Here is a 22,391-nt window from a genome sequence, read left to right on the forward strand (position 1 = left end):
GCCCGCCCGGCGCGCCTGTGTTCCACTTCCGCCGTGAAGTCCCTGTCCCCCGAATCCCGCGAATCCCGGCCGCCTGCGCCGGCCTTTCCCCTCCCGCAGCCCCGCCACGCCGCACGACTGCCCGCCAGCCTCGCGCCCGAGGACTGGGCCCGCATCCGCCAGGCCGCCCATGCCCTGCCCCAGGTGCTGGTGCCGGACGATTTCGACGACGGCAGCGACGAGTCGCTGGACCGCCTGGGCTGCATCCAGATCTCCAAGGCCGCCGGTGGTGGCCGGCCGAGCCGCTGGATCCTGCCGGTCCACATTCCCGTGGCCCTGGCCCAGCTCGAAGCCACGCCGCAGACCAACACGCTGCGCCCGCAGCTGCAGCAGCGCCTGCACCAGTTGGAGAGCCTGGGCCTGCGCCGCGAAGGCCTGCTGTTCACGCGGCTGTGCGTGCACCCGATCACGCTTGTGCACGAGGGCTGGCGCATCGACCTGTCGCACCGCGTGCCGGTGCCCGAAGAGCCGGTCTGGGCCTTCTTCCGCGATGGCGATGCGGCCGCGCTGCGGCACGGCCTGGGCCAGGCGCCCGAGTATTCCTACAAGGCCGAGCTGACGCTGCACATCAACCACCTGATCGCACGCAGCGAGGCCATGGGCCACGGCAGCCAGCTGGCCTCGCTGCTGCCGCGCCTGCAGGCCGAGTGCAGCGTGCCCATGCCCTATGAGGACCTGAAAGCCGCGTTGACGCGGGCCCAGGATCGCTGGGAGCAGACGGTCGAGGAGCAGGACACCCTCGCCAGCCTGGGCCGCGAGCTGGCCTTCCAGGGCTACCCGGACAGCTTCGACGCGGCGCGCAAGCTGGGCCGCAAGGTCACGCTTTATCTCGGCCCGCCCAACAGCGGCAAGACCTATTCGGCCTTCGAGCGGCTGGGGCAGGCGCTGGACGGCGCCTACCTCGCGCCGCTGCGCCTGCTGGCGCTGGAGGGCCGCGACCGCCTGGTAGGCCGCGGCGTGCCCTGCTCGCTGCTGACCGGCGAGGAGAGCGTCCCGGCGGCGGACGCGCGCGTCGTGAGCAGCACCATCGAGATGGTCAACACCCGCGATATCGTCGACGTGGCCGTCATCGACGAAGCGCAGATGATCTTCGACGACTCGCGCGGCTGGGCCTGGACCCAGGCAATCGTCGGCGTGCCGGCGCGCGAGCTCATCATCATCGCGTCGGCCTATGCCGCGCCGGCCATCGAGCGCCTGCTGCAGCTGTGCGGCGAGAAGCCGGAGACGCGCGTCTTCGAGCGCAAGCAGCATGTGCAGCTGATGCCCGCCCCGGTGCCGATGACGCATCTGCACGCCGGCGACGCGGTCGTCGCCTTCAGCCGCCGCGACGTGCTGATGCTGCGCGACCAGATCTCGCAGAACGGCCATGCCGTCAGCGTCATCTACGGCGCGCTGCCGCCCGAGGTGCGCCGCCGCGAGGCCGAGCGCTTCGCCGTCGGTGCGAGTGCCGTGCTGGTCGCGACCGACGCCATCGGCATGGGTCTGAACCTGCCCATACGCCGCGTGCTGTTCTCGACGCTGACCAAGTTCGACGGTGTCGGCGACCGTGAGCTGTCGGTCAGCGAGGTGCACCAGATCGCCGGCCGCGCCGGCCGCTACGGCATGCACGACGAGGGCTTCGTGTCGGTGCTGAAGGAGGCCGAGGCCGACGCGATGAAGACGCTGCGCTCGCTGCTGCCCAAGGAGCCGCGCGCGCCGCGCGACTTCAAGGCTCCGGTGGCGCCGAACTGGCGCCATGTGCAGACCATCTCGCGCCGCATGGGCGTGGACAAGCTGCACGCGGTGCTGAGCATCTTCATGCAGCAGCTGCGCCTGGACGACGCCCACTTCGCTGTGGCCGAGCTGGAGCAGATGCTGGAGCTGGCCGAGGCCCTGGACCGCAATGCGGCCGCGCTGCCGCTGCAGGAGCGCTTCCGCTACGCCCAGGCGCCGGTGGACTCGCGCCTGCCCATGCTGGTGGAGCAGTTCCACGGCTGGGCCACCAACCACGCCCGCACCGGCAAGGCCGGCGAGCCGCATTTCCTCGACGAGTACGACCAGCACGGACGCCTGGACCGCATGGAGCAGGCGCTGCGCATCTGCACGCTGTGGCTGTGGCTGGACCTGCGCTTCCCCGAGGTCTACGGCCACCTGGAAGAAGTCATCGACCTGCGCGCACGGCTCAACGACGGCATCGAGCGGCAGCTCAAGGGCAAGAAGGCGCTCTGGCAGCGAAGGGGACGCTAGGTCGGGATGCGCAGGATCCTCGCCATCATCCTGCTGGGCATCCCGCCCCTGCTGCTGATTCGGTGGGACAGCCGCCACGGCAATGCCGTGCCGAACTGGCTGATGCTGACGGTCTGCGCGCCGCTGATCATCGCCGTGCTGGCCGCGGAGTTCTCCGGCAAGGACGAGGTCAGCGACGCCGGCCGGGCCATCGGCAACTGGCTGCTGTTCCTGCTGGGCCTCTTCGGCATGGGCATCGGCATGGTCAGCTTCGCGCTGCGGCGCGAATCGACCTGGCTGGGCCTGTTCGGCGTGTTCGGCTGGGCGTTGCCGCTGGGCGCGCTGATGACCGTCGCCGCCGTGGCTCGCGCGCTGCGGGGCTGACTCAGGCCGCCGCGTAGCGCGGCGCCGGCGTGTTGCTCGACAACCGCCCCGACATCGCCTGCCGCGCCGCCTCATAGGCCAGCAAGGGCGCCTCATCGTGCAATGGCGGCACCGTGATGAGCTCGCCACGGTCGAAGCCGACCAGGGCGGCGTCCACCAGGGCCTCGGCCGACATGACCCACTCCTTGGGCAGATGCTCGATGGCCAGGCCGCCACGGGCCCAGAAATCGGTCGCCGTCGCGCCGGGCAGCACGGCTTGCACACGCACGCCTTGAGCGGCCAGCTCGTGGTGCAGGGACTGGCTGAAGGCCGTCACGAAGGCCTTGCTGCCGCCGTAGACGCCGTTCAGCAGCTCGGGCGTGATGCTGACGATGGACGAGATGTTGATGACCGCACCAAGGCTGCGCGCGACGAAGCCGGGCACGGCCGCATAGGTCAGCCGCGTCAGCGCCGTCACATTGAGCTCGATCAGGTGGGTCATCTGCTCGACGTCGGCCTCCAGCAGCTTGGCCGCCGTGCCGATGCCGGCGTTGTTGACGAGCAGCGTCAGGCTGGCGTCGTCGCGCAAGCGCTGCTCGACGCGGGCCCGCTGGGCGGCCTGGGCGAGGTCGGCGACGAGGACGTCGACCTTGCGGCCCGTCTCTGCCGTCAGGCGCGAGGCCAGCGCATCCAGACGGGCGCCATCACGGGCGACGAGGACGAGGTCGTGGCCTCGGCGGGCCAGGCGATCGGCGTAGACGGCACCGATGCCGGACGAGGCACCGGTGATCAGGGCGGTACCGAGAGGGGAAGTGGTGCTCATGACAGGTTCTCCGAAAGCGAGAGGGTTGGCGTGGGGAGAATTCTGGGGACGAGTGCTCATGTCTCAAATGACGTATACAGTCATGTTTCGAGACATGCATTCCAAGGAGCCGACATGCACCGCCTGGGCTTTGTGCTGAGCGATGGCTTCCAGCTGATGGCGCTGGCCACGCAGGCCGTCTTCGAGTTCGCCAACCTCGCGGCCGAGGAGCAGTTCTACGACTTCGCCTGCTACAGCGTGGCCGGGGGCGACGTGATCTCGTCCAGTGGCGTGCGCATCGGCACGAGGCCGCTGGCGTCCTGCACGCAGGCCGACACCTGGCTGGTGGCCGGCGCTTCCGACCCCATCGTCGCGCCGACCCAGCCCGAGGTGCTGAAGTTCCTGCGCCGCGCCGCGCGCCATGCACGCCGCTTCGCCGGCCTGTGCACGGGCGGCTTTGCGCTGGCCGAGGCCGGCCTGCTGGACGGCCGGCGCGCGACCACGCACTGGCTCTTCTCCCGCGACATGCAGGCCCGCCATCCCGACATCCGCGTCGAGGACGACCGCATCTTCATCATCGACGGCCCGGTCTGGACCTCCGCGGGCATGACCGCCGCGCTGGACCTGTCCCTGGCCATGGTGGAGGCCGACCTCGGCGAGGCCGTCGCGCGGGCCGTCGCGCACAAGCTCGTCATGCCGCAGCGCCGCGCGGGCGGGCAGTCGCAGCACTCGGAGCTGCTGGAGCTGGCGCCCAAGTCCGACCGCATCCAGCAGGCGCTGGACTATGCGCGGGGCCATCTGAAGCAGGCGCTGTCGGTGGAGGAGCTGGCCGAAGTGGCGAACCTCAGCCCGCGCCAGTTCAGCCGCGTGTTCACGGCCGAGACCGGGCAGTCACCGGCCAAGGCCGTCGAGGGGCTGCGCCTGGAAGCGGCGCGGCTGATGATCGAGCAGAGCCGCCACCCGCTCGAGGTCGTCGCGCGCGAAGCGGGCTTTCGCGACCGGCGCCATCTGCGCGAGGTTTTTGTTCGCAACTTCGGCGTGCCGCCGCAGTCGACCCGGCGCGGTGCAAGGGCTTCGAGCTAGCGCCCCGAAACGACCGTCGGTTGCGATGACACTGCCGCATCGCATTCGGAGATGGCTTCCATGATCAAGGTCAGCGTCCTCTACCCCCAGGCGCCCGGCACGCGCTTCGACCACGACTACTACCGCGACCACCACATGCCGCTGTTGCAGGCGCGGCTGGGGTCGGCCTTGTTGCGCTACACGGTCGACCGCGGCCTGGCCAATGTCGCGGCACCCGATCAGCCTCCCCACTTCGTGGCCGGCTGCGAGCTGTTCTTCGACAGCGTCGAGGCCTACCGGACCGCGATGGCGCCACACGGGCCCGAGATCAGGGGCGACATCCCCAATTACACGGACCGGCAGCCGGTGGTGCAGATCAACGAAGTGGTGGTCGGCTAGAAGACACCCAGCGTCGCGGAAGCAATCCACCGCGGCACCGGCTGTTTTCTTCCACGGCGCTTGGCCAGAATGGCCGCACCATGCCTGCATATCACTGCACCGCGATCGGACTGGGCCTGCTGCTCGAAGCCTTCTGGCCTATGGCGGCCCATGCCGCCGACCGAGTTCAGCCGCTGCATCCCGGCATCAACCACATCGCCCTGAAGGCCGGCTCGCCGCCAGGCATGGCCGTGCTGGCGCATCGCGAGAACTTCAATGCCCACGGCTTCGACGTGTTGACGCTTTACGCCAAGCTGCCCACGATGGCCGACCAAGCGCCGCAGTGGCAGATCGTGCCGCTGTTCGATGCGACGGGCGAGCACCTGGAGCTGCGCGCCTCGGGTGGCGCGGACTGCCTGCTGCACGACTTCCGGCTGCTGCGCGCCGCGCGCGGCCGGGACGCGGCGCTGGTGCTGGCGGAGCGCGAGCTTGGCGAGAGTTTTGCCGCGCCGGCCAAAGTCACTTTCCGCTTCTTCCGGCTGCGCGCCAACGAGGGGGGCGAAATCGGCCGACCGGTGCTGTATTTCGAGTTCGATCGGGCCCAGAAGGCCAAGGCCGCATATTGCGATGTCGGCGAAGCGATGCGGGCCGAGCTTGGCTTGGCTGCCGACACGCGCCGCTAGACGACACCCAGCGCGATCAGGTCGCGGGCCGTCTGCACGATGGCCTCGCGTGGCGGGCGCGGCACCCAATCCAGCACTTCCCGCGCATGGCTTGAATCCTGGTGCCGCGCGGTGCCCAGCTCGCTGGCCGCGGCGCGCACCGTCGGGCTGACCTTGGCCAGCAGGCGCACCACCCAGTCGGGCATCTGCAGGGTCGGAACCTTGCGCGCCTGCTCGCCCAGCTCGGCGCGCAGGATGGCCGCGATCTCGCGCAGCCACAGGAAGCCGCCGCAGGCGATGAAGCGCTCGCCGGCCATGCCGGGCGCGGTGAGCGCGCGCCAGTGCAACTCGGCCACGTCGCGCACGTCGACGATGCCAAAGCCGATATGGGGCAGGGCCGGCACCTTGCCGCGCAGCAGGCTTTGCACGATGACGACGCTGGCCGAATAGTCGGCGCTGGCCACCGGGCCCAGCACGACCGACGGGTTGACCGTGCAGAACTCCAGCCCGCCGCCCTCGCGCGCCACCCAGTCGCGCGCGGCGCGTTCGGCCACCGTCTTGGACTGGATGTAGGGCGGGATGCCGGGCGTCTGCAGCCGCGTCCAGTCGTCCTCGTTGAAATGGTGCTCGCCCGGGCCGTGGCCATAGGAGATGGCGGCCACCGACGAGGTCATGACGACGCGCTGCACGCCGGCGTCGCGCGCGGCCTTCAGCGCGCGCAGCGCGCCGTCGCGGGCGGGAACGATCAGTTCGTTGGCGTCGCGTGGCACGCCCACCGGCAGCGGTGAGGCGAGATGGGCCATGTGGCTGCAGCCGGCGGCCGCCTCGGCCCAGCCGGCGCCAAGCATCAGGTCGGCGGCAAAGCAGCGCAGCTGCTCGCTGGCGCCCACGCCCAGCAGCTGGCGCAGGGCCGCTTCGCGCTTCAGGTCGCGCACGGTGGTGTTCACCTGCCAGCCGGCCGTCAGCAGCTGGCGGATCAGCACGCCGGCGATGAAGCCGCTGCCGCCGGTGACGAGGACACGGGGAGGGGTGTTCATGCGGGCTACTCCACGAACATGCGCGCATGCCCTTCATGCGCAGCGGGCGAGCGCCAGTAGGGCGATTCGAAGGTGACGTGGATGGAGGGGCACTCGTCCTTCGGCCGCAGGAAGACGCTACGCACTCGCCTACCCTGCGTCTGCAGCGCGCGGCGCAACTCATCCTCGCCGGGCAGCTGGAATCCTGGCTGGGTGTACAGCACCAACTCCGCCACCGTGGGGTGCTGCGCGAGCGTTTCGAAGTCGACATGGCCCGCCGGCAACAGCACGCTGGCGCTCTGCAGTTCCGCCCAGTGCTTGAAGGTCTCGTAGCTGGCCAGCGTCCCGCCACGGCTGTAGATGAAGGTCCAGCGCAGCCGGTTCAGCCCTGCGATGGGCTCGAAGTTCTGCACCTTGGGGGTCTTGCAAATCTCCAGCATTTCGATGCTTGGGGCCTGGGCCAGCGCGCCGAGGTCCGTGAGGCTCAGGCAGTGCGCCAGTCGCAACTCGCGCAGCGCCTGGAAAGGCGCCAGGCCTTCCAGCGAGGTCAAGGGCGCCCCGGAAAGGATGAGGGATTCCAGACCTTGCCAGCCGTCGAGGGCGTTCAGCGTCTTGAGCTTGCGCGGGCGCCTGAGCTCCACGCGGCGCAAGGCGGGGTTGTTCAGCCATTGGGGGTTGAGCTTCTCGGCGTCCAGGCAGCGGAAGTTGCGCAAACGCGGGAGCTTGCGGTAGTCGCCATGGGCTGGTGGCGCCTTGTACAGATGGATCTGCTCCAGGCCCGGCAGCAGGTCGATGTCCTCCAGGCTCAGCTCTTCCGACGGGCTCCTGAGGCCGCGGATCTTGTGGGCATAGGGTTGCAGCACCCCCAACGAACCCAGGCCGGCACCGGGGCTGACCCAGTAGACGTCGTTCTCCGCCAGCGCGGCCTCCGAGGCGGCGCTCCAGCGATAGATGTCCAGATCCAGCGTGCCGTCGGGGCGCCCTTGCAGCCAGTGGTCGTCGCTCTTTTCCAGAAAGTCCGGCGTCTCGCCTAACCATCCCTCGAATTCGCAGTCATGCTGCAGGCCGAGCTGGCACATCTCCTTCGTCCAGGCGAGCAGGGCGTCTTCCGTCATCAGCAACGGCGGGGTGAGGCCGGTGACCACCCATGACGCCACCGCCAGCCAGGTGGCGGTCCAGTCCACGAAGGCGCCCGTCTTGCGCACCTGCGGGTCATGGCCGCGCGCCTTCAGCACGGCCGCCAGCGAATCGGCCTTGGCCTGCGTGTGGGTGTGGAAGAAGAACTTCAGCGCCTTTTCATCGGTCGGCCGAATCCGCCAGGACCGCAGCGAGGCCAGTTGCCGGGGCGTTTTCCAAGCGGCCCGCTCCAGGCTGCGCTCGAAGCGTTCCTCGGTGACAAAGCTTTCCATGCCGCCGCCTCTCCCTTGATGAATGCGCCGCATCGTAAGCAAGGAAAACGACGGGCCGGCCCATGACGCCCGTCATGCCCGGGGCATTCCCATTGCCAGACAGTCACCCGGGACGGACAGTCGCGGTTTTCTTCTTCGCATCTCGACGGGACACCCCCTTGACCTCCGCCACCCTGACCGCGGGCAGCGACGCCACAAGCGACGCACGCGCCCGCCACGACCGATCCTTCCTGGGCCACCCCGCCGGCCTGGGCTGGCTGTCCTTCTGCGAGCTGTGGGAGCGCTTCAGCTACTACGGCATGCAGGCCCTGCTGGTGCTCTACCTGAGCAACTACCTTTTCCTGCCGACCCACATCGGCAACGTGGCCGGCATGGACGCGCTGCGCCATGCCATCGAGAACGTCACCGGCCCGCGCTCGCCGCAGCAGCTGGCGTCCGCGGTGTTCGGCCTCTACGTGGGCCTGGTCTATCTGACGCCCATCTTCGGCGGCCTGCTGGCCGACCGCGTGCTGGGCCGCACGCGCACCGTCGTCATCGGCGCATTGCTGATGGCCACCGGCCACTTCCTGATGGCCTTCGAGACGGCGCTGCTGCCGGCCCTGGGCTGCCTGTTGCTCGGCGTGGGTTGCTTCAAGGGCAATATCGCGGCCCAGGTGGGCGACCTCTACGCGCCGGGAGACAAGCGCCGGGCGAGTGCCTTCCAGATCTTCATGCTGGCCGTGCAGATCGCCGTCATCGCCGCGCCCATCGTCTGCGGCACGCTGGGCGAGAAGGTCGGCTGGCACTGGGGCTTCGGCTCGGCCGGCGTGGGCATGCTGATCGGCCTGTTCGTCTACCTGGCCGGCCGCCGCTGGCTGCCGCCGGAACCCCAGCGCGAAGCCGGCAAGGCCGCGGCCCGCCCGCCGCTGGGCCGCCGCGGCGCGATGCAGGTTGCGCTGCTCGTCGGCATCCTGCCGGTGCTGATGCTGTCCATCGTCGGCAACCAGCAGTTCAACAACGCCTATCCGCTGTGGTCGCAGCAGCATATGGACATGATGGTGGGCAGCTTCGAGGTGCCGGTGACCTGGCTGCAGGCCGTGGACGCCCTGGTCAGCACCATCACGATGCTGGGCTCGCTGGCCTTCTGGCGTTGGTGGGCCACGCGCCGCACCGAGCCCGATGAAGTCACCAAGATGGCGCTGGGCTCCTTCGTGGCGGCCGGTGCACCGGCGCTGCTGCTGATCCCGGCGTTTGCGCTGGAGGCCGGCGGCGGCAAGATCAGCATCCTGTGGACCTTTGCCTACACGCTGGTCAACGACATCGGCTTCGCCAACATCATGCCGGTGGGCCTGGCCCTGTATTCGCGTGCCGCGCCGCGCGGCCTGCAGGGCGTCATGATCGGCGTCTACTACCTGCACCTCTTCTTCGGCAACACCTTCGTCGGCTGGCTGGCCGGTTTGCTGGAGGTCATGCCGGGTTCGCAGTTCTGGGGCCTGCATGCGGTGCTGGTGGCCGCCGCCGGCGTGGGACTGCTGGTGGTCAAGCTGGTGTTCGGCCGGCTGCTGGCGCCGGACGGGGTGCCGGCCCAGGCCTGACACGCTCAGGGCGTGGCAGGGTCCGGCGTGGCCACGCCCAGTGAACGCGTCAGGGCGGCCATCAAGGCCTTGTACCTGGCGCGCACCTCGGGCTTGCCGGCCGCGCTGCCGGGCTCCGAGAAGCTCGCCGTCCACGCCTCGTCCCAGGTGTAGCCGCAATCGCTGCGGCGGTCGCCATCGGGGCCCCAGATCAAGGCGCGCAGGCGCGCGTCATGGCCCGCACCGGTGTAGGTCTCGAACAGCGCCTCGATGAAGGCCTGGTAGGCCTTGTAGACCTCGGCCTCGAAGACATGCCGGTAGATGTTGAGGGTGCGGTCCAGCTCGCGCTTGGCCTGGATGGCTTCGGCGGGCGAGACCGTCTTCCAGTAGCCCACCCAGGTGAAGAAGCACAGCAGCTTGTTCAGGCGCGGCGCGATCTCGTCATAGATGGCCAGCCGCTTCTCGATGAGCTTCTGGTTGGTCCAGTTGCTGAGGTCCAGGCGCTTGAGCTGGCGGCTGAACAGCCAGCCCAGCAGGGCCACCGACAGCGGCGTCAGCACGCCGACGATGAGCTTGGCGATTTCCAAGGTGGGCCATTGAGCCATTCAAGCCTCCTGAGGCAGCAGGCGCAGCGTAGCCGGATGCATCGGCACGGCGCAATCCCGCCTGCCTAAACTCTGCGGGCATGCACGACGCCCTCGACCACCTGGCCCGTGAACTGTCGCTGGACGCAGCGGCGCAGGAAGGCCTGCGGCTGCGCTTCGGCCTCGCCTGCGTGCAGCGGGTGCGGCATCTGCTGGAGGACGCCGACGTCATCGCCTGCCTCGACGTGCTGGGGCGCTTTGTGGACGGCCGCGCCACGCAGGCAGAGCTGGAGGCGGCGGCCGCCGAAGCAGCGCGGCTGGCCAACCACCACCCCGGCTCGCGCTCGCTGGACGGCGTGGGCCATGCCGCGGTGTCGGCCTCCTACGCCGTCGCCAACGCGCTGGCCGGCCGGGCGCTGCGCGCGGCCGAGTACGCGGCCTATGCCAGCGTCTACGGCGAGGGCGGCCATGGCGCCGTGCAGCAGCGCGAGTCCTTCCAGCCTGAGTTCGACTGGCAGCTGCAGAGGCTGCGAGACCTCGCCGCTGAAGTGCCGCGCTAGCGCTGCCTACACTGCAACGCATGATCACCGTCCACCACCTCAACAACTCCCGCTCGCAGCGCGTGCTGTGGCTGCTCGAAGAACTGGGCCTGCCCTACGAGATCAAGCACTACCAGCGCGACGCCAAGACCTCGCTGGCACCGCCCGAGCTGCGCCAGGTACACCCGCTGGGCAAGAGCCCCGTCATCACCGAGGGCGGCCTGACGGTGGCCGAGAGCGGCGCCATCCTCGAATACCTGGTGGACCGCCACGGCCAGGGCCGCCTCAAGCCCACGGGTGAGCAGGACCTGCTGCACTACCGCTACTTCATGCACTTCGCCGAAGGCTCGGCCATGCCCCCGCTGGTCATGAAGCTAGTCTTCAACAAGATCAAGCGCGCCCCCATGCCCTTCTTCGTCAAGCCCATTGCCAAGGGCATTGCCGACAAGGTGCTGGGCAGCTTCGTGCAACCCAATATCGATGCGCAACTGAAGTTCCTCGAAGCCGAGCTGGCCTCGCGGCCTTGGTTTGCCGGCGCCGAGTTCTCGGCGGCGGATGTGCAGATGAGCTTCCCGGTCGAAGCCGCGGCGGCGCGGGGCACGATGGACAGCTACCCCAAGCTGAAGGACTTCCTGGCCCGCATCCACGCGCGGCCGGCCTACAAGAAGGCCCTGGAGCGCGGCGGGCCGTACAGCCTGATGAACTGAGCGGCCTACACTGGCGCCAAGGCTGCGCGCTGCGCAGCCGCATCCGTCTTGCCCCGCCGGCCTGTCGCCCGGCCGCTGTGAATAAACAGTGGCGCTGACCTCCCCGTGTCGCATTGCGCTCGAACACGCAGGTCACCTGGGGCTCTCATGCCCGGCTATGAAATCAAAGTCCAGACACTCGCCATCAATGGCGCAACGGATCTGCAGGTCCGCTCGCTGCTGGACAACGACCAGTTCGCCGACTCCGCCGGTGCGGCCGAGGCCCTGGGCATCTCGCCCGCGCAATGGCCGTTGTTCGGCCAGGTCTGGCCCTCAGGGCTGCACCTGGCCGCCACGATGGCGATCCGGCCCCTGACCGACGGCGAGCGCATCCTCGAGATCGGCTGCGGCCTGGCCCTGGCGAGCCTGGTCTGCCACCGCCGCGGCGCCGAGGTGACGGCCAGCGACATTCACCCGCTGGCCGGTGCCTTCCTGCTGGAGAACTTGCGCCTGAACGAGCTTGCGCCGATGCGCTACTGCCATGGCGACTGGAGCGAAGACGCCGTGATCGCAGACGGTGGCGCGCCACGCGTGCAAGGGCGCTTCGACCTCATCATCGGCAGCGACGTGCTCTATGAGCGCGACGACGGCGGCGCGTTGGCGGCCTTCATCGAAAAGCATGCGCTGCCGCGCTGCGAGCTGCTCATCGTCGACCCCAACCGCGGCAACCGCGCGGCGTTCGGCAAGCGCATGGTGGCGCTGGGGTTCGAGTTCAGTGAGACGCCGCTGATGGCCGAGGCGGGGAGCCCGGAATACCGGGGTCGACTGATGCGGTTTGTGCGGGGTTGAGCAGCGAGTGGCCACGCAGGCCGATCTTGTCCGCGTGTCCTGCCATCGGCTCAGCCGTGCACGCGGCCCCATGTGGTGGGCTCTGACACCCGACCGCTGAAGTCAGTCCAGCGCTCGGCAGCAAGGTCGTACAGCTTGCAGCGCTTGGCTGTCTGCACATACCAGCGCCATGAGAACCGCTGCACGATGATGCGCCCCGGCAGCGCGGCTTCAAGAATGGATTGCGCCTGCTTGAGCTTGTACAGCGGGATGCTCATGTCCACGTGATGGGCGGTGTGTTCCATGATGTGGTGCAGCAGACCGCCGATCTTCAGCGGAAACGTCAGATGCACGGTGGTGGACACGAAAGGGTCGCTGGCCGACCAGCGCGCCTTGTCTTCGTGCCACCGCACTTCCGTGTGGGTGTGATGCACGTAGATCACGAAGCCGATCATGGCATTCCAGAACACGAACGGCACGGCAAAGCCCAGCGCGACCATCGCCCAGACCGACTGGCCGGTGGCCCGCGCCGCCCAGACCAGCAAGGCGATCCACACGGCGCCCGCCGCAACGGCGAGCAGGCCATCGGCCACAAACAGGGCGCGGCGTGCCGGCATGTAGCGCTTGCTGGGAAACAGCATGCGCAGCCACCACATCTCGATGAAGTAGTACAGGCCGGGCGCCCAGCCGCTGCGGTACACGCGCTCCAGCAGGCGCCTGGCTGGCGGCAGGGCAGCGTACTGCGCAGAGGTGAGCGGCTGCCACACGAAATCCTTGCCCTTGAGATTCGTGAAGCCGTGATGCATCACGTTGTGCCCCACCTCCCACAGGCTGTATGGCGTGAGCGACGGCAGGAAGGCGATGCGCCCCAGCCAGCGGTTGAGCCGGCGGTGTGGCGTATAGCTCTGGTGGCAGGCGTCGTGGCCGATGATGAACAGGCGCCCGATCACGAAGCCAGCCGCCAAAGCCACCGGCAGCTTCATCCACCACGCCGGCAGCAGCACCACGCCCGCCATGGCGGCGACGAACAGCATCCAGTCCAGGAGCAACAGTCCCACGGCACGCACGGTCTCGGGCTGAGAGACAGGGATCAGCCAGGAACGTATTTCCTTGCGCGCAGGCATCCGTGCGTCGCGATCAATGATCGGCACCGCACTGGGGCGAGACGACGAGGAACCGGAAGAAGAGGACGAAGACGGCTGCAAGACTTGACTCATGGGAACGCTGTCAATGAACTCGTTCGATGCTAGCCAGCCGTCGGTGCAAGGATATTGCGATGCGTCAAGGACTGCGCAATGCCGCGCGGTCCCGCCTGTTGCGCACGCCCAGCGCGCCAGCCTGTGCGGCATCCTCCAGCCGTCAGCGCTTGGCCCCCTTCGGCCCGTACTCCACCACCCTGCACCCCGCCCCCTGCGGGTTCTCGCAACAGGCCGCCAGCTTCTTCAGGCTCTCGCTGAACTGCTCGTTCCACTGCGCTTCGCTGTGCAGATTGCCGGGGCTCATCCAGTGCGACTGCGGGAACTTCCGGGACCAGGCATCGCCGCCTTCCTGCTCCGCATTGCCGGTGGACTGCTTCATCGCGACCTTGCAGGAATTCATATTGCCCATGCGGTGGCAGGCGGTGCAGGTGTTGCCGCGCGTCGTGATGCCGAAGGCGTTGAGCCTGGCCCAGGCCTTCTTGAAGTCCTCGCCAATGGCCTTGGGCTCGTAGAAGCCGAAGGGATCGCCGGGCAGTTGAGTCGTTTGCGCGATATAGGGCGAGTACATGAAGGGCCCGCTGTCATGGCAGTTCACGCAGGCGGGCTGGCTGTTGGCGACCTTCGCGGGCGTGAGCCAGACCTTGTCGGCCGGCAACGCCGCCGTGCCTTCCGGGCTGGGCGGCTGGGGCTTGCGCGTCAGCGTGCTGGGCGAGGGCACCCAGCGGCCGTCGATGCCGCTGCCAGGGGTCAGGGGCGCCTTGGCCTTGGCGGTGAACCAGCAGGTCTTGCCATTCTTCAGGCTGTGCGAGATGACGTTGATCTCGTCGAACAGCGGGCTGCCCGCCGGCCGTGCGAGCTGCTTGCGGCAGATGGCGCTGACCTGCGCCGCCTTGTCGTCGCGCAGCACCAGCGCGCGGCTGCCCGGCACGCACTGGCTTTGTGCATCGGCCTGCGGCAGCAGGGAAGGCCGGTCGCAGCGCGGCGGCGCGGTGTCGGCCGGCACGCGCTGGCCGTCGATGGTGATGGGGATCTCCTCGCCGGCCATGCAGCTGAAGGCGGGGATCTCGCCGATCTGCTCGGCGCACTGGCGGCCGTATTCGAACAGCGTCTCGGCCTGGGCGGCACCGGCGAGCAGCAACAGCAGCAAGGCTCTCATGCGACCACCAGGCCTTTCTCCGCCAGCACCACGGCGCGTATCGCCTGGTGGTAGCGGGCGTAGCCGGTGCAGCGGCAGATGTGCTGGCCGACTGCGTCCTCGATGGCCGCGTCGAGCTGCTCGCGCTTGACGGGCTGCACGCGCAGGCGGCCGAGCAGCATCTCGGTCGCCATGACGAAGCCCGGCGTGCAGTAGCCGCACTGGAAGGCGAAGTGGTCGAGGAAGGCCTGTTGCACGGCGCTGGGCTTGGCCATGCTGCCGGTGCCCTCCACCGTCGTGATGGACTGGCCCTGCAGCAGGGCCACCGGTGTGGAGCAGGCGAGCATGGGCTGGGCCTGGCTGTCCGGCTGGCGGCGCGCCGCGACCGTGCAGGCCTTGCAGACGCCGATGCCGCAGCACAACCGCGTGCCGGACAGGCCCAGCTCCTCGCGCAGGAAGTCGACCAGGGGCAGGTCGGTCGGCACCTCGGTCCGGATGGGCCGGCCGTTGACGTGGAACTGGACGGGGACGAGATGGTCACTCATGCCAGGGCCCTTTCGATGTCGGCGGCAGTGATCGGCAGGCTGCGAAAGCGCTTGCCGGTCGCGTGGGCGATGGCATTGCCGATGGCCGGCGCAATGGGGCAGAGCACGGCTTCGGCAATGCCCTTGGCCGTGGTCTCGGTGGTGGGCAGCGGCGTGATGCGCATGCGCGCCAGCGGCAGGTCGGCACTCAGCGCGACGTGATAGCGGTCGAGGTTCCAGCGCCCGTCGCCCGCACCGCCGGCTTCGAGCGGCAGGTCTTCCAGCAGCGCGTAGCCTATGCCCATCGCGATGCCGCCCTGGGCCTGGCCCATCAGCAGGTCGGGCTGTAGCACCTTGCCGGCGTCCACCAGCAGCTGCACGTCGACAACGCGCGGCACATGGTTCTTCGGCCCGATCTCGACAGCGACCAGCACGCCCGACGGCGCGTACAGGCTGCGGCCGTAGAGGGCGGCCTGGGGATTGGGCGGCACGACGTTCTGGCGCATCACGGCGGTCCAGCTCAACTCATTGGCAGCGCGCAGCGACAGGCCGTCGATGGGCAGCTGCAGGGACTGCTCGGGCGACAGGGCGTAGGTGCCGGCCACCCAGGAGCCTTCGTAGAGGCCATGCACCATGGCCGCCGCCGTCCAGCCCTTCGCGTAGACCTTGGCGGCCAGCGCGGCCAAAGGCAGCCGCTCCAGGCCCGGTGCGGTGAGATGACCCGCGACCCAGGCCGTCTTGCCCTGCAGCCGCGCCAGCGGCACGCCCCAGAGCGCGGCCGCGGCCGGCAGCAGGCCGGCCTGGAAGAGCACCTGGCTGGCCTGCTCGGTCACGTGGACCTGGTGGAAGGCCGTCAGGCAGGCGCTGCTGGACATCGCAAAGCCCGCCGTCCAGTTGGGCTTGCTCCAGTCGCCGCCGGGGTAGGTGCTGACGTCCAGCGCGTTGAAGCTGGCGACGTCGCCCATGACGATGTCGTGGGCGTTGTGGCCCAGCCAGCCGGCCGTGGAGAGGGCCAGCGTCGTCGCCGAGCCATTGCCCATGTCGACGCAATTGGTGCGCACGTTGAGGCGGCCGGCGGCGTCGATGGCGACCTCGGCCATGACGCCATCCTTGCCCGTGCCATAGGCCTGGTTGGCCAGCGCAAAGCCGACGCCGTAGCGGATGCCCTCACGGGCCTTGCGCGCCTTCACGGCCTCACGGTCGCGCCACAGAACATGCTCGCGCGAGCGGCGGCAGATCTCGCGCAGCGTCATCGCCTGCGTCAGCGGTGCGCCGGTGATGGTGCGGTCGCCCTCGCGCAGCGCGTTGAGCTCGCGCAGCGCGATGGGGTCGCGCTTGAGCGCCACGGCGACTTCATCCACCAGCGTCTCGACGGCAAAGCTGGCCTGCGGCCCGCCGAAGCCGCGCATGGAACCGGCGACGACGCCGGTGCTGGGTTGGGCGATGGCGTCCACATAGGCCTGCTTGATGTCGTAGCCGCTGAGGCCGCAGTAGGCGGCCAGCATGGCGACGAACTGGCTGTAGTTGTTCTGCCCGCCCGAGGGCAGCACCTGCTGGCTGCCGAAGGCCAGGAATTTGCCGGTCCTGGCGTCCACGGCGATGCGCTGCGTGATCTTGCTGGCCAGCTGCTTGAGGCCGCCCTGGAACTGCTCGTAGCGGTCCTGGGCGATGCGCACCGGGCCATCGGCCAGGGCCGCCGTGACGGCCAGCAGCGGCGGGAAGGTGGACACGTCGCGCCCGCCGAAGCCGCCGCCGGGATAGCAGGAGTTCAGCACCACGGTCGCCACCTTGATGGGGCAGTTCTTGCTGAACAGCGCCAGGCTGTCGAGGGAGTCGCCGTTGGTGGCCTGGGTGCCGAGCACGAGGTTGAGCGTGCCCGTGCCTTCGCTGTCCAGCCAGGCGAGGCCCGCTTCGGGCTCCATGAACATCGGGTCGAGCACCTGCGTCGTGTAGCTGCCGCCGAGCTGCAGCACGGTGGGGCGGGGCGCCTGCAGCGTGGCGTCGATGCGCTCGCGCAGCGCCTTGGCCTTGCTGTTGTAGGGCTGGCTGGCGCTGTCGGGCGCAAGCGGGTCGGAGGCATAGCCCACCTGCACCTGCGAGAAGGGTTCGGCGCCTGGCGCGTCATAACGCGTCAGGTAGTTGACCGGCGAATAGGCCTTCAGAATAGGAATGACGGGCGGTGACGGCGGAGGCGGCGGCAGGGCGGCCGTCTTCACGACGCCGGGCTGGAACTGCAGCACCCGCTTGGCGCGGCGGTAGGCGTTGCTGTCGGCAAAGACGAGGATGGCCACCGGCTGGCCGTAGAACTGCGGCGCGCTGCCCACCGGCACGAGCAGCTGATAGACGCCGTCATTGCCCGCGCTGGAGAAAGGCAGTTGCAGGTTCAGCGAGGCCAGGTCGCGCTGCGGCCAGGGGTAGTCGGTGAGGGCGGTCTGCGTGATCGTCAGCAGCGGCGCCGCATCCGCGCCCCTGAGGCCGCCGAGGTCGAGGCCGRCGAACAGCAGGCCCGGCTGCGTCGCGCGCAGGATCATGGCCATGCGCTCGGGGCTGCTCGTGGGCCAGCCGGGCATGTCGGCGGCGCGGAAGTCGCGGGCGTAGATCTTCTCGCCCGTGACCTTGGCCAGGCCATCGATGCGAAAGCGCGCCTTGCCCGGCCCGCCCGACCAGTCGGGCGCCCCCGCTGGCGCATGGGGCTGCACGGGGGTTTCAGGCCGCGGCGACCGGGCGCCGGCCAGCTTGGCCACGAGCGGCTTGGCCAGGGCGAGTTCGTGCACCAGCAGCGTCACGGCCGCCGCGCCGCTGCCGATGACGCCGCGGCGGGTCAGCCTGAACGGCCCGTTCGGATTCGTTTCCGGGATGTCCGACACGCCTGCCTCCCTCCGTTCAATTGGGGGGCGAGTGTGTCACCGCCATGCGCTCGCCATCAGAGGATCAGCCCGTACTCGGCGCCTCATGGCCGCGCATGGCCGCGGCTAGCGCGTCAGGCGATAGATCAGCAAGGCCGCACGGATGGCGCCGCGTTCGATGGACGCGATCTCCAGCCATTCGTCCGGCGTGTGCGCACCGCCGCCCGCGGCGCCCAGGCCGTCCAAGCTGTCCACCAGCGGCGCGACGAATTGCACATCGCCCGCGCCGCGCTGGCCGGGCGGGAAGGCCACGATGGCATTCAGGCCGGCGTCGGCGCTGGCGAGCGAATAAGCCTCCAGCAGCTTGAGGTTGCCGGGCGTGGGCGCCATCGGCGGGTAGGTTTCGTGGAAGCTGAGCTTGGAGCGCGTGCCGGGCAGGGCCTGCTCGACGATGGCCTGCATGCGCTCGCGGGCCCTGGCACCCTGCGCTTCGGTCAGATAGCGCAGGTCGCCGCGCACCTGGGCATCGCGCGGGATGACATTGGTCTTGCCGAAGGCCTGGCCCTGGCTCTCGCCGTCATCCCATTTGGCGCTGGTGCCGGCGACCAGCGTCGCGGCATTGAAGGTCAGGTCGGGCTCGATGAGCTGCTCGCGGAAGGCGTTCAACACGCGGGCGGCCTCGTACAGCGCGCCATAGCCGTCACGGCCAAAGACGCCGGCCGAGTGGCCGGTGCGGGCCGTGACATTCAGATGCCAGGTCCCGGAGGCGCGACGGCCGATGGTGGCGGTGTCGCGGCCTTGCTCGTCCTTGGCCGAACCTTCGAAGGCCAGCGCCACGTCGCTCTGCTTTGCCGCGTCGATCAGCGCGGCGCGCGCCACTTCGATCGGGCTGCCAGCGCGCTCCTCGTCGCCGGTGAAGACGGCGCGCACCGTGCGCCCCTGCAGCGCGCCGGCCTCGTTCAGCGCCCGCAGCGCCAGCAGGATGATGACGTCGCCGCCCTTCATGTCGGACACGCCCTGGCCGCGCACACGCCCGCCGTCGGCTGCCCAAGGCGGCACGGCGCTGTCCTTCTCGAAGACAGTGTCCAGGTGGCCGATCAGCAGCACGCGCTTGCCCTTGTCGCCGCTGCGCTCGGCCACCAGATGGCCGGCGCGCTTCATCGCGGCCGGCATGTCGACCCAGCGCGTCTTGAAGCCCAGCGCGTCGAACTCCTTGCCGTAGAGGGCGCCGACCTCGCGCACGCCGGCCGGGTTCAGCGTGCCGCTGTTGACGAGCACGCTGCGTTCCAGCAGCTTGAGCGCGTCGGGCGTCAGCCGCTTCACGTTGGCAACGATCAGCTGCTCTTGCGCATCGAGGCCGGCGGCCATGGCCGAGGAAGTGGCGAGCAGCAGGGCGAGAGCGGTCAGGACGGCGTGCGGCTTCTTCATGCCCTGAGTTTCACCGCAAGTTCAGGTCGTCAGGGCGTCGTCCACGGCGTTGCTGCGCGCGACGACCAGCCGCTTCTCGGCCCGCCAGGCCGGCAGGCTGTCGGGCGCCTCGCGCGGCGACAGGCCGTTGGCGCGGATGGCGCCCACATAGCCGTCGCGGCCCTGGGCCTTGGCGGCATACAGCGCCGAATCGGCCAGGGCCAGGCAGGCGCGCCAGTCCCACAGCCGCGGGTGGCGCGGGTCCAGCGGGAAGGCGCAGAAGCCGATGGACACGGTCACGTGCACGGTCTCGCCCGGCGCGATCTCGAAGGGCTGCTCGCGCACGGCGGCACAGACGCGCGCGGCCAGCTCGGCGGCGTCGCGCCTCTCCGTCTCGCGGGCCAGGGCCAGGATCTCCTCGCCGCCCCAGCGCACCAGGGAGTCGGTTTCGCGGAAGACGGCGCGCAGCCGCTCGGACAGTTGCACCAGCACCGCGTCGCCGGCCGCATGGCCGTGCACGTCGTTGATGCGCTTGAAATGGTCCAGGTCGAGCAGCATCAGCAGCAGGTCGGCCTTGGCGCCGACGACGGCCCCGGGCCCGCCATCGGGCGTCTCGAAGCGGCGCAGGCACAGGCGCAGGTCGTCGTCCAGGCGCAGCTCCAGGTAGCGGCGGTTGCGCAGGCCGGTCAGGGCGTCGGTCAGGCTGAGCTCGCGCAGCTCGGCGGTGCGTTCGTCCACCAGCGCCTTGAGCTCGGTCTCGCGCAGGCGCAGCGAGCGCGTGCGCCAGCGCATCCAGGCCCAGATGGCCAGCAGCGCCGCCAGCACGCCGGCGATGCGCGCCGCGTCGGTCTCCCACCAGGCCGGCTCCAGCGTGATGGGCAGCTGCAGCTGCTCGGTGCCCCACAGGCTGTGATGGGCGGTGGCGCGCACCTGCAGCACATATTGGCCGGGCCTGAGCGGGCCGAAGCTGGGGTTGCGGCCGCTGGCGTCGACGCGGGTCCAGTCGCTGTCCAGGCCGTCCAGCCGGTATTCATAGCGCAGCCGCGTCGGGTCGGCGTAGTCCAGGGCGGCGAACTCGACGGACAGCGTGCGCTTGGCCGGCGGCAGCGTCAGGCCCTGGGCGCCGTGCGGCAGCTCCCAGGGCTGGCCATTGACGCGCACGCCGCTGATGACCAGCGGCGGGCTGGTGCGCTGCGCGCGGTAGGCCTCGGGCAGCACGCGCAGCAGGCCGCGGCTGCCGCCGAACAGCAGGCCGCCACCCGGCAGCTCGGTGCTGGCAAAAAACCAGAAGCTGCCGAAGTTGGCGCCCTCGGCGCTGCCGAAGCTGTCCAGCCGGTCGGCCGCCGGGTCGTAGACATAGAGCTGGCTCCAGATGCGGCCCTGCTCGTCCTCGTGCAGATTGCCGCCGAACACGCCTTCCACGCCGTGGCGCTCGCTGATGCGCTCGAAGCGCGCACGGCCCTCGCCGTCCCAGCCCTTGAGGCGGTGCAGGCCGCTGACCGGCGTGTCCACCCACAGCCGCCCGTCGCGTCCCCACAGCAGCGCCATGACGATGGGGCTGGCCAGGGCCTCGCCGGGCGCCTGCGGCACGACCTCGAGGCTGCCGTCGCCGGCCTGCTTCTCGCGGAACAGGCCTTGCTGGCCGCCCACCCAGAGGCGCCCGTCCGGCGCGGCGCTCAGCACATAGACACCGCCGTGCAGCGGCCCGCCCAGCGGGTGCACGCGCTCCGGTGCCGCGGCGGCCTCGCCCGCCAGGCGGTACAGGCCCTCCTGCATGCCCAGCCAGACGCTGCCGTCCGGCCGCAGCAGCAGCTGCTGGGCCCGGCCACCGTCCAGCGCCCAGTCGCGCAGCAGGCGACCGTCGGCGCTGCGGTGCTCCAGGCGGCCCGCAGCCGCCATCCACAGGCTGGCGTCGGCCGCCTCGGCCATGATCTCGACGACGCTGCGCCGCTCCCGCGGCCATTCGCCCAAGGTGGCCAGGTCGCGGCCCGGGCGGCCGTCCAGGCGGGCGATGTGGCCGGCCTGCGTCGGCGCCAGCACCTCGCCGTTCTTCAGCGCCAGCACGGCCCGCACGTCGGCTTCGGCCAGCGGGCTGTTCAGGTCGACGTCGGGGCCGCGCACGGCCAGCGCGGGGTGGGAAAGATGGCGCTGCACGCCCAGGCCGTAGCCGCTGACCCACATCGCGCCGCTGCGGTCGCGCAGCAGGCCGCTGACGTCGTTGCCGGCCAGGCCCATGACACGGCGTGCATCCTGGCGCAGGCGCGCCTCGATATCACCGCTGGCCGGGTTGACCCAGAACAGCCCGACCTTGCCCCCCACCCAGAGCCGCCCGTCGGGCGCCTCGGCGAGGGCGTTGATGGGCATGCCCAGCGCCTGCACCCAGCGCACCTGGCCCTGCTCGACGACGCCCAGATGCCCGTCCTGCGTGCCCAGCCAGATGCGCCCGCCGCGGTCCTCGGCCAGGGCCTGCACGGGCATGCCGGCGTCCAGGCCGGGCAGGGCGAGGTTTTCCCAGGCGCCGTTGACGAAGCGCGCCAGCCCGCGCCAGTGGCCGGCCCAGACGACGCCATCGGCACCCACCTGCAGCGCGAGTACCCGCTTCTCGGCCTGGCCGCGCCAGCGCAGCTCATGGGCCTCGAAGCGCTTGGCGGCCGGCAGGTAGCGGAACAGGCCCTGGCCCAGGGTGCCGACCCAGATGCTGCCGTCGCGCGCCGCCGCCAGCGCCCGGATGGACGCCTGCGGACCCGTGCCGCCCTGGGCGCTGCCATGGCTTTCGACGCGGTCCTGCTCGGGGTCATAGGCCACCAGGCCCTGGAACTCCGTGCCTATCCACATGCGCCCGTCGGCCGCCGGGGCCATCGCCCTCACCCAGCCCAGGCTGCGCTTGGCCGTCGTGTCGCCAGCCTGCTCGATGGGCCGCAAGCGGTAGCCGTCGTAGCGGGTCACGCCCTTGTTCGTCGCGATCCACATGAAGCCGGCGCGGTCCTGGGCGATGGCCGGCACCGAGTTCTGCGGCACCGTCACGCTGCGGAATTGCACCTCCATCGGGCCCACGCCGGCGTCGGCGCGGGCCAAACCCGCCCCGAGCAGCATCAGCAGACCGAGCAGGCCTTGAATTAGGGGGTGCATACACCGCCATCCTAAAGGCGCCGAT

Annotated in this window: 19 protein-coding genes; 9 read left to right on the forward strand and 10 right to left on the reverse strand. The window is 70.0% G+C overall.

What is annotated here, in order from left to right; genetic code table 11:
- The first annotated feature begins 33 nt into the window (after positions 1–33).
- Together AC1DW3_RS04870 and AC1DW3_RS04875 are read left to right on the forward strand one after the other, a co-directional pair.
- A complete protein-coding gene (locus tag AC1DW3_RS04870) occupies positions 34–2,265 on the forward strand; it encodes a helicase-related protein (protein WP_477929119.1) in 2,232 nt (743 codons plus the stop codon).
- Positions 2,266–2,271: 6 nt separating this feature from the next.
- Positions 2,272–2,628 carry a hypothetical protein gene (locus AC1DW3_RS04875; protein WP_477929121.1) on the forward strand — a complete coding sequence of 119 codons (357 nt, stop codon included), beginning with the start codon at positions 2,272–2,274 and terminating at the stop codon, positions 2,626–2,628.
- A 1-nt stretch (position 2,629) separates the two neighbouring features.
- Here the strand turns inward: AC1DW3_RS04875 and AC1DW3_RS04880 are convergent, their stop codons facing one another.
- Positions 2,630–3,430: an SDR family NAD(P)-dependent oxidoreductase gene (locus AC1DW3_RS04880; protein WP_477929123.1), complete on the reverse strand. Its 801-nt coding sequence runs from the start codon at positions 3,428–3,430 to the stop codon at positions 2,630–2,632.
- A 114-nt stretch (positions 3,431–3,544) separates the two neighbouring features.
- On the opposite strand from AC1DW3_RS04880, the gene AC1DW3_RS04885 reads away from it, so the two are divergent.
- From AC1DW3_RS04885 to AC1DW3_RS04895, 3 genes are all read left to right on the forward strand, one after another.
- Positions 3,545–4,492: a GlxA family transcriptional regulator gene (locus tag AC1DW3_RS04885; RefSeq protein ID WP_477929124.1), complete on the forward strand. Its 948-nt coding sequence runs from the start codon at positions 3,545–3,547 to the stop codon at positions 4,490–4,492.
- Between the two features lie 60 nt (positions 4,493–4,552).
- On the forward strand, positions 4,553–4,870 hold the full coding sequence (locus AC1DW3_RS04890; RefSeq protein ID WP_477929167.1) for an EthD family reductase: 318 nt from the start codon (positions 4,553–4,555) through the stop codon (positions 4,868–4,870).
- Between the two features lie 80 nt (positions 4,871–4,950).
- Positions 4,951–5,532, forward strand: a complete 582-nt coding sequence (locus AC1DW3_RS04895; RefSeq protein ID WP_477929126.1) for a hypothetical protein — start codon at positions 4,951–4,953, stop codon at positions 5,530–5,532.
- On the opposite strand, the gene AC1DW3_RS04900 is transcribed toward AC1DW3_RS04895, so the two are convergent.
- Positions 5,529–6,548: an NAD-dependent epimerase/dehydratase family protein gene (locus AC1DW3_RS04900; RefSeq protein WP_477929128.1), complete on the reverse strand. Its 1,020-nt coding sequence runs from the start codon at positions 6,546–6,548 to the stop codon at positions 5,529–5,531. The genes AC1DW3_RS04895 and AC1DW3_RS04900 overlap by 4 nt on opposite strands.
- A gap of 5 nt (positions 6,549–6,553) precedes the next feature.
- A complete protein-coding gene (locus tag AC1DW3_RS04905; RefSeq protein WP_477929130.1) occupies positions 6,554–7,936 on the reverse strand; it encodes a hypothetical protein in 1,383 nt (460 codons plus the stop codon).
- A 158-nt stretch (positions 7,937–8,094) separates the two neighbouring features.
- On the opposite strand from AC1DW3_RS04905, the gene AC1DW3_RS04910 reads away from it, so the two are divergent.
- The gene (locus tag AC1DW3_RS04910) at positions 8,095–9,510 is read left to right on the forward strand and encodes a peptide MFS transporter (RefSeq protein WP_477929132.1); all 1,416 of its coding nucleotides are present in this window, start codon (positions 8,095–8,097) and stop codon (positions 9,508–9,510) included.
- A 5-nt stretch (positions 9,511–9,515) separates the two neighbouring features.
- On the opposite strand, the gene AC1DW3_RS04915 is transcribed toward AC1DW3_RS04910, so the two are convergent.
- A complete protein-coding gene (locus AC1DW3_RS04915) occupies positions 9,516–10,094 on the reverse strand; it encodes a hypothetical protein (protein ID WP_477929134.1) in 579 nt (192 codons plus the stop codon).
- 80 nt (positions 10,095–10,174) lie between these two features.
- Between AC1DW3_RS04915 and AC1DW3_RS04920 the strand changes: the two genes are divergently transcribed.
- The 3 genes from AC1DW3_RS04920 (at position 10,175) to AC1DW3_RS04930 (ending at position 12,147) form a co-directional block, all read left to right on the forward strand.
- Positions 10,175–10,633 carry a hypothetical protein gene (locus AC1DW3_RS04920; RefSeq protein ID WP_477929135.1) on the forward strand — a complete coding sequence of 153 codons (459 nt, stop codon included), beginning with the start codon at positions 10,175–10,177 and terminating at the stop codon, positions 10,631–10,633.
- A gap of 20 nt (positions 10,634–10,653) precedes the next feature.
- Entirely contained in the window at positions 10,654–11,319 is a 666-nt protein-coding gene (locus AC1DW3_RS04925; protein ID WP_477929137.1) for a glutathione S-transferase family protein, read from the forward strand.
- A gap of 147 nt (positions 11,320–11,466) precedes the next feature.
- Positions 11,467–12,147 carry a class I SAM-dependent methyltransferase gene (locus tag AC1DW3_RS04930; protein WP_477929138.1) on the forward strand — a complete coding sequence of 227 codons (681 nt, stop codon included), beginning with the start codon at positions 11,467–11,469 and terminating at the stop codon, positions 12,145–12,147.
- A gap of 50 nt (positions 12,148–12,197) precedes the next feature.
- Here the strand turns inward: AC1DW3_RS04930 and AC1DW3_RS04935 are convergent, their stop codons facing one another.
- The 6 genes from AC1DW3_RS04935 to AC1DW3_RS04960 form a co-directional block, all read right to left on the reverse strand.
- Entirely contained in the window at positions 12,198–13,343 is a 1,146-nt protein-coding gene (locus AC1DW3_RS04935; RefSeq protein ID WP_477929140.1) for a fatty acid desaturase, read from the reverse strand.
- Between the two features lie 142 nt (positions 13,344–13,485).
- Positions 13,486–14,481: a hypothetical protein gene (locus AC1DW3_RS04940; RefSeq protein ID WP_477929141.1), complete on the reverse strand. Its 996-nt coding sequence runs from the start codon at positions 14,479–14,481 to the stop codon at positions 13,486–13,488.
- Positions 14,478–15,005 carry a (2Fe-2S)-binding protein gene (locus tag AC1DW3_RS04945; RefSeq protein WP_477929143.1) on the reverse strand — a complete coding sequence of 176 codons (528 nt, stop codon included), beginning with the start codon at positions 15,003–15,005 and terminating at the stop codon, positions 14,478–14,480. Before AC1DW3_RS04945 ends, AC1DW3_RS04940 begins: the two co-directional genes overlap by 4 nt.
- A complete protein-coding gene (locus tag AC1DW3_RS04950; RefSeq protein WP_477929145.1) occupies positions 15,002–17,851 on the reverse strand; it encodes a xanthine dehydrogenase family protein molybdopterin-binding subunit in 2,850 nt (949 codons plus the stop codon). Before AC1DW3_RS04950 ends, AC1DW3_RS04945 begins: the two co-directional genes overlap by 4 nt.
- Before the next feature lie 105 nt (positions 17,852–17,956).
- Complete coding sequence (locus tag AC1DW3_RS04955; protein WP_477929147.1) at positions 17,957–19,258, reverse strand: M20/M25/M40 family metallo-hydrolase; 1,302 nt, start codon at positions 19,256–19,258, stop codon at positions 17,957–17,959.
- Positions 19,259–19,279: 21 nt separating this feature from the next.
- Complete coding sequence (locus tag AC1DW3_RS04960) at positions 19,280–22,366, reverse strand: ligand-binding sensor domain-containing diguanylate cyclase (protein ID WP_477929149.1); 3,087 nt, start codon at positions 22,364–22,366, stop codon at positions 19,280–19,282.
- Positions 22,367–22,391 lie beyond the last annotated feature (25 nt).

Source organism: Roseateles sp. P2_H4 (assembly GCF_056403315.1).